Consider the following 14978-nt stretch of genomic DNA (forward strand, 5'->3'; position numbering starts at 1 on the left):
TATGTCAGAAAAGAAAGGTTTTTTTAAACGACTTGCCCAAGGGTTATCAAAAACAAGAGACAATATCGCCTCAAGTTTTGATTCTATTTTCAGTGGATTTTCTGGAATCGATGAAGATTTTTACGAAGAACTGGAAGAAATTTTGATCATGAGTGATATGGGAATTGATACAACCATGAATATCATTGAAGATTTGAAGAAAAAAGTAAAAGAAAATAAGATCAAAGAGCCGGAAGAATGCAGACAGCTTTTGATCGACTCCATCAAAGACCAAATGCGTCTTGATGATACTGCTTATGATTTTGCTGATAAAAAAAGCGTGGTACTTGTAATTGGAGTAAATGGTGTAGGTAAAACAACATCTGTTGGAAAACTTGCAGCATCTTTAAAAGGACAGGGAAAGAAAGTATTGCTTGCAGCAGCTGATACATTCCGTGCAGGAGCGATCGAGCAGTTAAAAGAGTGGTCAAATCGTGCTGGTGTTGATATTATCAGTCAGGCAGAAGGTGCAGATCCGGCAGCAGTTGTATACGATGCAGTAGCAGCTGCGAAAGCAAGAGATGTTGATGTATTATTATGTGATACAGCTGGACGTCTTCATAACAAAAAGAACCTGATGAATGAGTTAAGTAAGATCAATCGCATCATTCAGAAAGAATACAGTGAAGCTTACCTAGAGACACTTATCGTATTGGATGGAACAACAGGACAAAATGCCATGGCACAGGCAAAACAGTTCAAAGAAGCAACAGATATTTCCGGTATTATTTTAACGAAATTAGATGGGACAGCAAAAGGTGGTATTGCAATCGCAATCCAGTCTGAATTAGGAATACCGGTAAAATATATTGGTATTGGGGAACAGGTAGATGATCTTCAGAGGTTTGATCCAGATATGTTCGTTAATGCACTATTTGAAAAAGGAGAAGAAAATTAAAATGTTAGAACTAAAAGATTTTGAAGCAGCATATAATAAAGTGCAGGAGGTTGTCCTTCCTACAAAGCTGATCAAAAGTGAATATTTTTCAAACCAGACAGGAAATGATGTTTATTTAAAACCAGAAAACATGCAGCTTACAGGAGCTTACAAGATCCGTGGTGCATATTACAAGATTAGTACATTATCTGAAGAAGAAAAAGCAAAAGGACTGATCACAGCATCTGCTGGAAACCATGCACAGGGGGTTGCATTAGCAGCAGCGAGACAGGGCGTAAAAGCAACAATCGTTATGCCAACAACAACTCCATTGTTAAAAGTAAACAGAACAAAAGATCTTGGAGCAGAAGTAATCCTTCATGGAGATGTATATGATGAAGCATGTGCACATGCATTAGATCTTGCAGCAGAACATGGATATACATTTGTTCATCCATTTGATGATCCAACGGTTGCAACAGGACAGGGAACGATCGCTATGGATATCTTCAAAGAACTTCCAACAGTAGATTACATTCTTGTACCAATCGGTGGAGGTGGACTTGCAACAGGTGTATCAACACTTGCCAAGTTATTAAATCCAAAGATCAAAGTCATTGGAGTCGAACCAGCAGGAGCAGCTTGTATGAAAGCTTCTTTAGAAGCAGGAAAAGTTGTATCATGTGATCATGTCAGTACAATTGCTGATGGTACAGCAGTACAGACACCTGGAAAGATTATTTTCCCATATGTTCAGGAGAATCTTGATGACATTATCACAGTAGAAGATGAAGAATTGATCCCATGTTTCTTAGATCTGCTAGAAAATCATAAAATGTTAGCAGAAAACTCTGGATTATTAACGATTGCAGCATTAAAACATCTGGACGTAAAGAATAAGAAAGTTGTATCTATCATCAGTGGTGGAAATATGGATGTGATCACAATTGCATCTTTAGTACAGCATGGACTGATCATGAGAGATCGAATCTTTACAGTATCTGTATTCCTTCCAGATAAACCAGGAGAACTAACAAGAGTATCTCAGGTGATCGCTGAAACACAGGGAAATATCGTTAAGCTTGAACATAACCAGTTCGTAAGTATCAACAGAAACAGTGCGGTAGAACTTACGATCACAATGGAAGCATTCGGTAGTGAACACAAAAATAAGATCATCAAAGCATTGAAAAAAGCTGGATATGATCCTAAAATCAGAAATTCAAAATCTGTATATTAATTGGTTGGATGAATTTCACAATATGACAATAATTTAAGTATTAAATATTGTACAATTTGTTGAAATATACTTTGATTTTTGGTATAATAAAGTTAGTGAAACAAACACTTTTTGAACAGCGGATAAATGACCAGAAAGTGGACAAGAAACGAAAGATATTTACAGTACATTGTTCTTTGAATATGAAATATCTTGTAAGATGACAGCGTGTCACATTCTTTGCTATACATATAGAAATTAAAGATATGACTAATAAGCGTAAATAAGCCATTTACAAGAAGATTGTTCATGACTGTTTACGCTTTTTTATTTGTTTTGGAAATTTTAAGGAGGAGTTATACTATGAGTGAAACTATCAATCGTGAGGATTTGTATTTGTTTCAGACTGGGAAGGCCAGACAAGCATATTTAACGTTTGGCTGTCATTACCAGAAGAAGACAAAGACTCACAGATTTACTGTTTGGGCTCCAAATGCAAAATCAGTAAGTGTCGTAGGAGATTTCAACTTTTGGAATCCACTCGCCCACCCAATGAAGGGTGACAAAGATGGAATCTATACGATAGAGATTGAAGGACTTAAGAAAGGTGATCTGTACAAGTATTATGTAGAAGGATACGATGGAATCTGTCGTTATAAGAGTGATCCATTTGCGTTCTATGCAGAGTGCAGACCTGATACAGCATCAAAAGTCTGGGATTTTGACGATTTCAAATGGTCTGACAAACGTTTTATCAATCAGAGAAAGAAACGTCAGGCAATAGATCAACCAATGTCCATTTATGAATTGCATCTTGGAACATGGCGTATGCCACAGGAAGAAGAGAGAGAGTTTTATAATTACAGAGAGATTGCTGATATGCTGATCCCTTATCTTCAAAAGATGGGATATACACATGTCGAATTAATGCCGATCACAGAATATCCATACGATCTTTCCTGGGGATATCAGGTAACAGGATATTATGGGGTAACATCAAGATATGGAACACCAGAAGATTTCAATTATATGATCAATGAATTGCATAAAGCAGGAATCAGTGTGATCCTTGACTGGGTACCAGCTCATTTCCCAAGAGATGAACATGGATTGGCGATGTTTGATGGAACACATATTTATGATCATGAAGATCCTAGAAAAGGAAGCCAGCCAGACTGGGGAACATTATTATTTAATTATGGGAAGCCAGAAGTACAAAGTTTCCTGATCTCAAGTGCAATGTTCTTCGCAGATATTTATCATGTTGATGGAATCCGTATTGATGCTGTATCAGCAATGCTTTATCTTGATTTTGGAAAACAGGAAGGTGAATATGTGCCGAACGAAGATGGAACGAATATCAACTATGAAGCGGTTGATTTCCTTCGTAATCTAAATGAAGCACTTCGTACAACATATGAAGGATTCCTAACGATCGCAGAAGAATCTACAGCATATCCAAAAGTCACAAGTGATATCGATGATCCAGATGGACTTGGATTTGTTTATAAGTGGAATATGGGATATATGCATGATTCCCTTTATTATATGGAACTTGATCCATTATATCGTAAAGATAATCATGGAGCGATCATTTTTTCTATGGATTATGCATACAGTGAGAACTATATTCTGCCATATTCACATGATGAGGTTGTTCATGGCAAAGGTTCCATGATCAATAAGATGTATGGAGCATATGATGAGAAGTTTGCATCTTTGCGTACATTATATGGATTTACGATCGCACATCCTGGTAAGAAATTATTATTTATGGGTGGAGAATTTGCTCAGTTTGTCGAGTGGAGAGACAAGGAACAGCTTGACTGGTTCTTGATTGACCAGTATGAGATGCATGATTCTTTCCATGAATATGTAGCAAAATTAAATGAAATTTATAAAGCTCATCCAGCGTTTTATGAATTAGATCAGGATCCAGCAGGATTTGAATGGTGTTTACAGCGTGATGCAGATCATAGTGTTGTAGCATTTATACGAAAGAGTAAGAGAGGCAGAGGAAGAAAACAGGAACAGATCCTTTGTGTCTGCAATTTTACACCGATGGAATGGGATAAGTATCTGATTCCATTGCCAAAGAAATCAAAACTTACGAAGATCTTAGACAGCAGTGAGCTTGATTTTGGTGGAGATGGTGATGTTTCAGAAACAAAAGTTTCAACAAAACGTGTGAAAGTACCATCAGAAGGAAAGGCAACATATCAGCAGTGTGCACAGATTTCCTTAAAACCACTAAGCGTTGTATATTATAAGATCGAGGAAGTGGAGAAAAAACCACGAAAGACGACTGCGAAAAAAACTGAGACAGCTAAGAAAGTAACAAAAGAAGTTGTAGAAGAGACAAAGAAGGCAGAACCTATCAAGAAAGCAGTGCAGGAGAAGAAACCTGCACCAAAGAGTGAGACTTCAAAGAAGGAAGATACAAAAGAAACAACCAAAACTGTAACAAAAGAAAAGGAGCAGCCAAAAAAGAAAGCAAGAAAGACAAGAAGAACTAATAAGAATAAAAATCAAGGTGTAAAATAAAGGAGGAACAAGAGTTATGATTAACAAGAAAGAAATCGTTGCGATGCTGCTTGCAGGGGGACAAGGTAGCAGACTGTTCGCATTAACTCAGAAGAAAGCAAAACCAGCTGTATCATATGGTGGAAAATATAAGATCATTGACTTCCCATTATCAAACTGTGCAAACTCAGGAATTGATACTGTCGGAGTATTAACACAGTATGAACCATTAGAGTTAAATGCATATATTGGTACTGGAGGATTCTGGGATCTGGATGATCTAAATGGTGGAGCATATGTATTACCTCCTTATATGCGTGGGGAAACAGGTAACTGGTATCGTGGAACAGCAGATGCGATTTATCAGAACATCAACTTTATTGATAATTATGATCCAGACCATATCATCGTATTATCTGGAGACCAGATCTGTACAATGGATTATGCAAAAATGCTTCAGTATCATAAAGAAAAAGATGCAGATTGTACAATCTCTGTTTTGAATGTTACATATGAAGAAGCAAAACGTTTTGGAATCATGAATACAGATGAAGATGAACGTATTTATGAATTCGAAGAAAAACCAGCAGAACCAAAGAGTACAAAAGCTTCTATGGGTATTTATATCTTTAAATGGAAACTGATCCGTCAGTATCTGATCGATGATGGAAATGATCCAGAATCAGAACATGACTTTGGTAAGAATATCATTCCAAGAATGTTGGAAGATGGAAGAAAGATGTATGCTTACTCATTTGATGGATACTGGAGAGATGTAGGAACGATCGACAGCTTATGGGAAGCTAATATGGAACTTCTAGATGAAAATCCTCAGATTGACTTAAATGATGATAAGATGAGAATCTACACAAGAAACTTCTCATTACCACCTCATTTTGTAGCACCAGGTGCATCTGTTAAGAATTCTATTCTTGCCGATGGATGTATCATTGAAGGAGAAGTAGAAAACTGTGTCATCCATTCTGGTGTTAAGATTGGAAAAGGCAGTGTTGTTAAAAACAGTGTGATCATGAAAGATACTGTGGTAAGAACAGGTTGCCAGATTGACAAAGCACTGATCGATGAAGAAGTTGTTATCGAACAGGGTTGCAAGGTTGGAGAAGGAAATAATGTAACTGTAATCGGATATCATTGTGTAGCATTAGAAAATGCAACTGTTGAAGACGGAGCAATGATCTACCCAGATACCATCTTACACTAGGAGGATTGAAGATATGGATAAACAGATGTTAGGTATTATCAATGCAGGAGAAGAAAATAGAAAGTTAAAAGACCTTGTACGATCCAGAAGTTTATCAGCACTTCCTGTTGGTGGACGTTATCGTACAGTAGACTTTATGTTAAGTAACATGGTAAATGCAGGAATTAAAAATGTTGGATTATTAACAAGAAGAAACTATGATTCCTTATTAAGCCATGTAAGCTCAGGTAAAGACTGGGGATTAAATAAAAAACGTGGTGGATTATATATTTTCCCACCATATATCAATGATGCATCTCCATCTGGAGAATACGCAAGTGTTATGGACGGACTTCGTGGAACACTTGGATTCTTAAAGAAAGCAAAAGAAAAATATGTATTATTAGGACGTTCTTATGTGATCTTTAATGCAGATTTTCAGGATATGTTAGATAAACATATCAAATCTGGAGCAGATATCTCACTGATGTATTTTGATAACAGCGATGATGCAACAAACTGCGATTATGAAGGAGTTTATTTAAAGACAGATGAAGATGACAAAGTTCTTGATATGTGCTATTCAGAAGGAAAACATCGCTCTAATAAGAAGAGTATGGATACTTATATTATGAAAACAACACTGTTGATCGATTTTATCGAAACAGCGATCGCACATAATAAGAAACACTTCTTCTTTGATGTTATTGTTCCAAACTTTGACCGACTGGCTATTCAGGGATATGAATATAAAGGATATGTTGGATGTATCACATCTTTGGAAGCATACTATAATGTTAATATGGATATGTTAAAACCAGAAGTTTACAATGAGTTATTCCTTGCAAGAAGAAGAATTTATACAAAATCTGCCGATGGAGCACCAGCAAAATATGGATCAAATGCGAAAGTCAGCAATAGTTTGATCTGTAGTGGATGTGAAGTAGATGGTACAGTTGAGAATTCCATCATCTTCCGTGGATCACAGATTGCAGAAGGTGCAGTGATCAAGAATTCTGTAGTTATGGCAGAAGGATTTATCGCACCAGAAGCAGAAATCAATAATACAATCTTAGACCGACATGTAAAAGTTTATTCAAAGGCACACTTATCAGGATCTTCAAACCATCCAGTATTCATTCCGAAAGGAGCAAGTGTTAATGAGTAAAAATAATTCACTGAAAGTGCTATTAGCAGGAGCTGAATGTGCACCATTTGTGAAACTTGGAGGGTTGGCCGATGTTATGGGAACGCTTCCAAAAGAATTAAACCAGATTGGTGCTGATGCTCGTGTGATCATGCCTTTTCATAGTCAGATGAAAGGCAAGTATGGCGCTCAGACAAAACATCGGGCAGATTTCAACATCAACTTTGCTGGTGGAGAAACATATGTCGGTGTAGAAGAACTATTTTACAATGATGTTACATATTATCTGATCGATAATGAAGGCTTCTTTGGAGATGCTGTATACCGCGGTGGACTTGCAGAAGGAGAGCAGTATGCTTTCTTCTGCCGTGCCGTGATCGAGGCAGCAAGCCGTATTGGATTTATTCCAGATGTGATTCACTGTAATGACTGGCAGACAGGGCTGATCCCAATCTTACTTCGTACACAGTACGGACATTGGGATATTGGAAATGCGAAAACGATCTTTACGATTCACAACATGATGTATCAGGGAGAGTTTGGATTTGATCAGTTCGAACATTGGTTAGGAATCGATCCAAAATATGATACACCAGAATTTATGCATAATTATGAGTGTGCAAGCTTTATGAAAGCAGCCCTCGTATTTGCAGATCGCTTGAGTACAGTAAGTCCAACTTACGCACAGGAGATCCGTGATCCTGCATTCGCATATCGTCAGGAAGGAATTTTGAATGCAAGAGCAGGAGATACATGGGGAATCTTAAACGGAATGAACCAGGAAGAATTTAATCCAGAGACAGATCCGCTTATTCCATATCATTTTAACAAAGATGATCTATCTGGAAAGAAAAAGGATAAGATCGAACTGATTAAGAATCTTGGATTATCCATCACACCAGGAGTTCCGATCATCGGTATGGTTACAAGATTAACAGAGCAGAAAGGTCTGGATCTTGTAAAATACATGTTAGATGAGATCATGTGTACAGAGAATGTTGCATTTGTAATTCTTGGAACGGGTGATTATGAATATGAAGAATTCTTCCGTTATATGGAAAATAAATACAAAGGAAGAGTATGTTCATACATCGCATATGATAATGCGATTGCACACCAGATTTATGCAGCGAGTGATCTGTTCTTAATGCCATCCAAATTTGAACCATGTGGAATTTCACAGATGATCGCACTTCGATACGGAACACTTCCAATCGTACGTGAGACAGGTGGACTGCGTGATACGGTACAAAGCTACAATGAATACGAAGATACAGGAAATGGATTCTCATTTGCAAACTACAATGCACACGAGATGCTTGGAGCAATCCGTTATGCATTACAGACTCTGCAGAGTCCAAAGAGAAAACATGGACTGATCAGAAGAGCTATGGAATCCGATAACAGTTTTGCAAAATCTGCAAAAATTTATCTGGATATGTATAAGAGCGTATTATAAATTTCAGAAAAACAACGGGCATCTATAAGATGCCCTGTTTTTTTCACAGAAAGGAGGCATAGATGAACGTAACAGACAGCAAACAGATCGTACAAAGGATCAAGAGTAAACTGATTCATGCCTTAGGAACAACGATCGGTGAGGCGACCAATGATGAAATTTATAAAGCGGCAGCAGAGTGTATCAGGAAAGATATCATGACATCCTGGGCGGACAGCAGAAGAAGAGTTCAGGAACAAGGGGCAAAGAAACTTTATTATATGTCTGCAGAATTTCTTTTAGGAAGAGCATTTTCAAATAATCTGATCAATTTAGGACTATATGAAACATATAAAGCAGCATTCTGGGAGATGGGAATTGACTTTGATGTGATCACAGAGGAAGAGAACGAAGCAGGACTTGGAAATGGTGGACTTGGGCGGCTTGCAGCATGTTTCTTAGACTCACTATCAACCATGGAACTGCCAGCAGTTGGTTGTGGAATCCGCTATGAATATGGGATGTTTCGTCAAAAGATTGTCGATGGAACTCAGATCGAGATGGAAGATGACTGGCTAAGAGACGGAAATATATGGGAAATTGAACGGCCCGAATTAAGTGTAGAAGTTCATTTTAACGGAACAATTGAGGAAAACTGGACAGAGAATGGTTTAGAGATCAAGCACAAAGATTATAATACAGTGATCGCAGTTCCATATGATATGCCGATCATTGGATACAAAACCAAAACTCCGGCAACTCTTCGCTTATGGAGTGCAAGAAGTAAACAAAGATTTGATTTTCATTCTTTTAATGAAGGAATCTATGATAAAGCAATGGCAGATCAGACATTTGCCGAAGCAATATCAAAAGTATTATATCCATCCGATGACCATATGCCGGGGAAACAGTTAAGGTTAAAACAGTTTTATTTTCTTGCATCTGCAACAATGCAGTCAATGCTCAAGAGACATAAACAGATATTTGATGATCTGCATACATTGCCAGATCATGTTGTAATTCAGATCAATGAAACACATCCAGCTCTTGCAATTCCAGAATTAATGAGGATTTTGATGGATGAAGAAGGATTTGGATGGGACGAAGCTTATCAGATTGTAAAGAAAATGTTCCATTATACAAACCATACGATCATGACAGAAGCCATGGAATGCTGGGATGAAAATATGTTTCGTTTTTTGCTTCCAAGAATTTATCAGATCGTCTGCGCGTTCAATGAAAAATACTGTAATAAGATTAGGGCATATTACAGTCATGATGAAGAAAAAGTGCGAAGTATGGCGATTATCGGAAACAATGAGATCCGCATGGCAAATTTATGTGTAGCAGTATGCAGAAGAGTGAACGGAGTATCAAACCTTCATGGGGATATTCTGAAAGAGAAGATATTTAATAGTTCGTATCGTATCTTTCCACAGAAAAATCTTGCGATCACAAATGGGATCACACACAGACGTTGGTTTGGGCTTGCAAATCAGGGACTTTATCATTTGGCGAAAGAATATATAAAGGGAGATATTCTTAAAGATTATCATCTGTTTGAACAGTTTCTTCTATATAAAGAGGATGAAGAATTCTTAAAGAAATACAGCGAAGTAAAAGAGAATAATAAGATTCGATTTGCAAAATATATTAAAGAAAAACAAGGAATTGAAATTAATCCAGATTCCATCTTTGATGTACATTGTAAACGTCTGCATGAATATAAACGGCAGTTAATGAAATGTCTGCATATCATTTATGTTTATCAGAGGATCAAAAAAGATCCGGAATGTATTACGACACTGATCACATTTATTTTTGCAGCAAAGGCGGCACCTGGGTATACGAAAGCAAAAGAGATCATAAGGCTGATTCATTCTGTGGCAGAGATGGTTAACAAAGATCCGGATATGAAAGGAAAGATTCAGGTTGTTTTTGTAGAAGATTATTGTGTGTCTGTTGCAGAAATGTTGATTCCGGCAGCAGATATCAGTGAACAGATATCAACTGCCGGAATGGAAGCTTCTGGAACTGGAAATATGAAATTTATGATGAACGGAGCATTAACGATCGGAACTATGGACGGAGCGAATATAGAGATCGCTGATAGAGTCGGAAGAGAAAATATCTTTATTTTCGGAGATAGTGCAGAAGGTAATTATAATAAAAAAACCTATCATACATACAATCCAGGAATCATATTTGAAAATAATCCATGGATTCGTGATGTATGCAACTGCCTGATCGAAGGAAATCTGTTATACTACGGCAAGAAATATTCAGAAATCTACCAGTCGTTACTATTTGGGGAATATGGAGAAGCAGATCCATATTATGTTCTGGCAGATTTTCCATCTTACATCGAAACATATGAAACAATGTACCGGCTGTATGTAGATCAAAAAGAGGAATGGATCAAAAAAACAGTGATCAATACAGCAAAATCCGGATATTTTTCATCAGACCGAACGATTGAACAATATAATGAAAAAATCTGGAACCTGAAACCAGTAAAATAAGAGTTACAAGAAGATGAGATTAATATTATGATTCATAACGCGTCAATAGAAAAATACAGAACTCCCGTAGGAGCAGTCACCTGCGGAAGTGAGATGACCATAAGGCTTTATGAAACAGGGAAGTCGGTCAGCAAAGCAGAGATTATTATGTATTCCGAAACCTTTCATCGGGAATACGAGATGAAACGAAAAAAAGACTGTATGGAAGAACATTTAAAGATTACAAATGAAGCAGGGATTGTGTGGTATTATTTTCGAATCTGGGAACATGGCAGATGTTATTTTTATGGAGCGAAGCATGGACAGACACAGGGAGAAGGGATGATCTATGATGACACTCCACAAAGTTTCCAGATCACGGTATATGAAAAAGACTTTGACACACCAAGATGGATGTCTAAAGGAATCATGTATCAGATTTTTCCAGACCGTTTCTGTCAGGGAAATAAAAAGAATATGGAACGTGGAAAAGCATACCATGAGAGTATGGGAAGAGATGTGTATCTTCACGATGAATGGGAAGAACGCCCAATCTTTGGACCACTTCCTGGAAAAGAATTTTATGATCCGTGTGATTATTTTGGAGGAGATATCGAAGGAATCATATCAAAACTAGATGACCTTAAACGATTAGGAATCAACTGTATTTATTTAAACCCAATCGGAGAAGCAGCATCAAATCACCGCTACAATACATCAGATTATAAGAAAGTCGATCCATTCCTTGGGAATAACGAAGATTTCAAGCGGCTATGCCAGCTTGCCAAAGAACGAAGGATTCATGTGATCTTAGACGGCGTATATTCCCATACCGGAGATGACAGCGTCTATTTTAATAAGAGGGGAAACTATCAGGAACCCGGTGCATATCAGGGAGAAGAATCGAAGTATTACGACTGGTATGACTTTAATGAGGACGGAACTTATAAGAGCTGGTGGGGATTTGAAACCCTTCCGGAAGTCAATGAACTAAATGAGAAATTTGTGGATTACATTATCACAGGAGAAGATTCGGTGATCAAACACTGGTTAAGTCTTGGAGCATCAGGGTTCCGTCTTGATGTAGCAGATGAGCTTCCAGATGAATTTATCTTTAAACTGCGAAGTGAACTAAAGAATAAGTTCAAGAATTATGCCTTGATCGGGGAAGTATGGGAAGATGTCACAACCAAAGAAAGCTACGGAACGAAACGTAAATACGCGTTGGGAAAAGGCTTAGACAGCGCAATGAACTATCCGTTGAAAGTCAATGTCACAGATTATTTACTCGGCAATCAAAGCGCCGAAGATATGAAGACATTCCTGCTATCCCAGCAGTGCAACTATCCAAAACCACTGTATTATGCACTGATGAACCTATTATCCTCTCATGATATTCCAAGAATTCGGACGACACTTGCAACAGGAATGAACGAGAACTTTCCATCGAGAGAGCAGCAGGCAGAATATGTCATAACATCAAAGATGGATCAGAAAGGAAAATCCCTCACAAGGCTTGCGATAGCAGTCCAGTTCTTTGTTCCTGGAATGCCATGTATTTATTATGGAGATGAATACGGAATGCATGGATTGATGGATCCATTTAACAGGGGAACATTTTTTGAAAATGATAAAGAAACATATCAGGATGTTCTGAAACTTACTAATATGAGAAATCAGGAAAAGGTATTGCAGACAGGACATGCATTGTATATGGCAGCAGACGATGATGTACTAGCCATCCTGCGTTTTATCAGTAGAAAAAAAGATGTTTTTGGAGAGGCATGTGAGAATAAAGCATTGCTGCTTCTTATCAATCCAACACAAATGGAAAAAGAGATTGAGATCGATCTTGCAGAAGCTAAAGAAGGTGTAAGCGAGAGTGAATTACAGCTACTGTCAAAGAATTTAACAAAGACTGTGGTTAAGGCAAAGGCAGCACCAATGGATTACAAGATCATAGAGCTGTAACAAAAATGCATTAAGACCAAAGAAAAAGGCAGTTTCAAAGAGAAGCTGCCTTTTTTGTGCATTTTAACGAAAAACAAGTGATGAAATTATGCACAATAGAGAAAAAGAAATAATTTGAGAAAATCATTTACATTCAGATTAACTATAGTTATAATTAACTATAAATATAACCAATAAAGGAGGGTGATAAAAGAATGAAATTAAAAGAATTATCAGAAGTGGAAATTTTGATAATGAAGAGTATCTGGAAACTAGGAGATGACATCACGGCATATGATATTATCGAGTATTTAAAAGACCATTATGATCGTGATTATGCAAGAAGCACAGTAAAAACTTATATAGCAAAACTAAAAGACAAAGGTTTTCTAAACACAGAAGTAAGAGGAAACTACAGTTATATCACAGCGATCATTTCTGAGGAAGAATACCGTGAGGAACAGATGAGAAAGATGAAAGATTTCTGGCACGATGGTTCGGTCAAGGAAATGTTCCAGACACTGACAAAGACGATCACACCAGAGGAGAAAGAAGAATTACAGGATTTAATTGATGATTTGGATTAATATAATTTATACGATCAAACAGACTATTATTTATATAATGAGTTTGATTTTGTTAAATGCATTGACAGGAAGCTGCATATTTATCTGTTTTAAATTATTAGAAAAGCCACTTGAGAAAATGGGATTGATAAAGATGAGCATCAGATTACTAAGAGTTGTGATCTTATCATTTTTGATACCTGTTGTATTTGTTTTATTATTCCGTGTGTACGATGATAATGTGACATTTTCAATAGATTATCCATTGCCTTATGTGTTTGGATGCTTTTTGCTGATCTGGGCAGTTGGATGGGGCAAAGCTTTCGTTCATAGTATTCAGATCCACAAGAGGTTGAAATATCTGATCAATACAGCATGTTTATGTGAAAAAGATGTGATAAAGGTAAAGGACGAGTGGCAGAAGAAACTTAGAATTCATCAAAATGTAATAGTGAAACAGACCTATACGATCGCAACACCAATCATATGCGGTATCATAAAACCGGTCATCTTGCTGCCAGTAAAAGATTATTCCAAGGAAGAACTGGATGTCATTTTTGCACACGAACTGATGCATTGCCGTCATAAGGATATCCTATGGAAACAGCTTTGTGCATTCAGCCGTATTGTCTTCTGGTGGAATCCACTAATCCAGAGATTTGTCTTTGATGTAGACAGCTGGAATGAAAGCTATTGTGATCAGGCGGTTACAAAGATCTTAAAGAATAAGAAAGAATATTTTACAACCATATGCAGACTAGGAATAAAACCATTTGAAAAAGGGGCGTATCTTTGTGCAACACTATATGAAGATAAGAATCAGCTGAAGACAAGGATATACAGGATTAGGGCAATTGAAAGTATGAACATAATAAAGATTTTTGCAGGGCTTTGTATGGGTACATTATTGTTTGTGACTTCCATGTTTGCTGTGATATTTATTACAAGAGGATATCACGATATTTATATGAGAACAGTCATAACAGTTAGTGATCTTAGGGAAAAATATATGGACCCTGAGCCAATCGCAGAAGTTACGGATGTTGAGAAACTGGAAGTACATGATGAAATCAGACTCGCAAAGAAGCTTCCAGTTGTACCAATGAAAGAAAGAATTACCAGAAAAAAAGATGATCTTGTATTCGTGCAGAAATTAAAAGCCGGGACAAGAATGGAATCGAACTCTGTCTATCTAAAGAAAGGAGAGACAGTAGAGATTTCAAATGGAAATTCCATGGATGAAAATACCAAGAACGATTCAAAATTTGTTTCAGGGATCATTGATGATCGGGGAAAAGAATGGTATGCAATGAATTCCATGGATGTTAACTGTTCGATCAAGATTCAGAAAGAGGGAAATTACAGGGTATTTGTAGAAAACAGATATAAGACGAAAGTAAAAGTTTTTATGTTTACATATCTGGATAATAAAAAATAAAACAATAAGAAGGATCATAAATAGAATTATAAAAAGGAAAGAGGGATAGGATTTGAAACAAAAATAAGGACGGACAGGA

10 protein-coding genes are annotated in these 14978 nt (G+C 37.0%); all 10 read left to right on the top strand.

Annotated features, from left to right (window positions below; all coding sequences use genetic code 11):
* Nucleotide 1: 1 nt before the first annotated feature.
* The 10 genes from ftsY to OCV53_RS06725 all read left to right on the top strand — a co-directional run bounded on the left by ftsY (nt 2) and on the right by OCV53_RS06725 (nt 14899).
* Nucleotides 2-937, top strand: coding sequence for a signal recognition particle-docking protein FtsY (gene ftsY, locus OCV53_RS06680; RefSeq protein WP_022375104.1), 936 nt, complete (start codon nt 2-4; stop codon nt 935-937).
* 1 nt (nt 938) lies between these two features.
* Nucleotides 939-2156: a threonine ammonia-lyase gene (gene ilvA / locus OCV53_RS06685; RefSeq protein ID WP_022375105.1), complete on the top strand. Its 1218-nt coding sequence runs from the start codon at nt 939-941 to the stop codon at nt 2154-2156.
* A 342-nt stretch (nt 2157-2498) separates the two neighbouring features.
* Nucleotides 2499-4679, top strand: a complete 2181-nt coding sequence (gene glgB / locus OCV53_RS06690; RefSeq protein WP_022375106.1) for a 1,4-alpha-glucan branching protein GlgB — start codon at nt 2499-2501, stop codon at nt 4677-4679.
* A 16-nt stretch (nt 4680-4695) separates the two neighbouring features.
* A complete protein-coding gene (locus OCV53_RS06695) occupies nt 4696-5880 on the top strand; it encodes a glucose-1-phosphate adenylyltransferase (RefSeq protein WP_022375107.1) in 1185 nt (394 codons plus the stop codon).
* 13 nt (nt 5881-5893) lie between these two features.
* Nucleotides 5894-7027, top strand: coding sequence for a glucose-1-phosphate adenylyltransferase subunit GlgD (glgD, locus tag OCV53_RS06700; RefSeq protein ID WP_055197276.1), 1134 nt, complete (start codon nt 5894-5896; stop codon nt 7025-7027).
* Nucleotides 7020-8465, top strand: coding sequence for a glycogen synthase (locus tag OCV53_RS06705; RefSeq protein WP_022375109.1), 1446 nt, complete (start codon nt 7020-7022; stop codon nt 8463-8465). The genes glgD and OCV53_RS06705 overlap by 8 nt, the downstream gene beginning before the upstream one ends.
* 62 nt (nt 8466-8527) lie before the next feature.
* A complete protein-coding gene (locus OCV53_RS06710; protein ID WP_055197279.1) occupies nt 8528-10966 on the top strand; it encodes a glycogen/starch/alpha-glucan phosphorylase in 2439 nt (812 codons plus the stop codon).
* Nucleotides 10967-10993: 27 nt separating this feature from the next.
* On the top strand, nt 10994-12916 hold the full coding sequence (locus tag OCV53_RS06715) for a glycoside hydrolase family 13 protein (protein ID WP_055197280.1): 1923 nt from the start codon (nt 10994-10996) through the stop codon (nt 12914-12916).
* 194 nt (nt 12917-13110) lie between these two features.
* Nucleotides 13111-13482, top strand: coding sequence for a BlaI/MecI/CopY family transcriptional regulator (locus OCV53_RS06720; RefSeq protein ID WP_022375112.1), 372 nt, complete (start codon nt 13111-13113; stop codon nt 13480-13482).
* Between the two features lie 133 nt (nt 13483-13615).
* Complete coding sequence (locus tag OCV53_RS06725) at nt 13616-14899, top strand: M56 family metallopeptidase (protein WP_172674552.1); 1284 nt, start codon at nt 13616-13618, stop codon at nt 14897-14899.
* Nucleotides 14900-14978: the final 79 nt, after the last annotated feature.

The sequence above is a fragment of the Anaerostipes amylophilus genome, assembly GCF_025567365.1.
GTDB lineage: Bacteria > Bacillota > Clostridia > Lachnospirales > Lachnospiraceae > Anaerostipes > Anaerostipes amylophilus.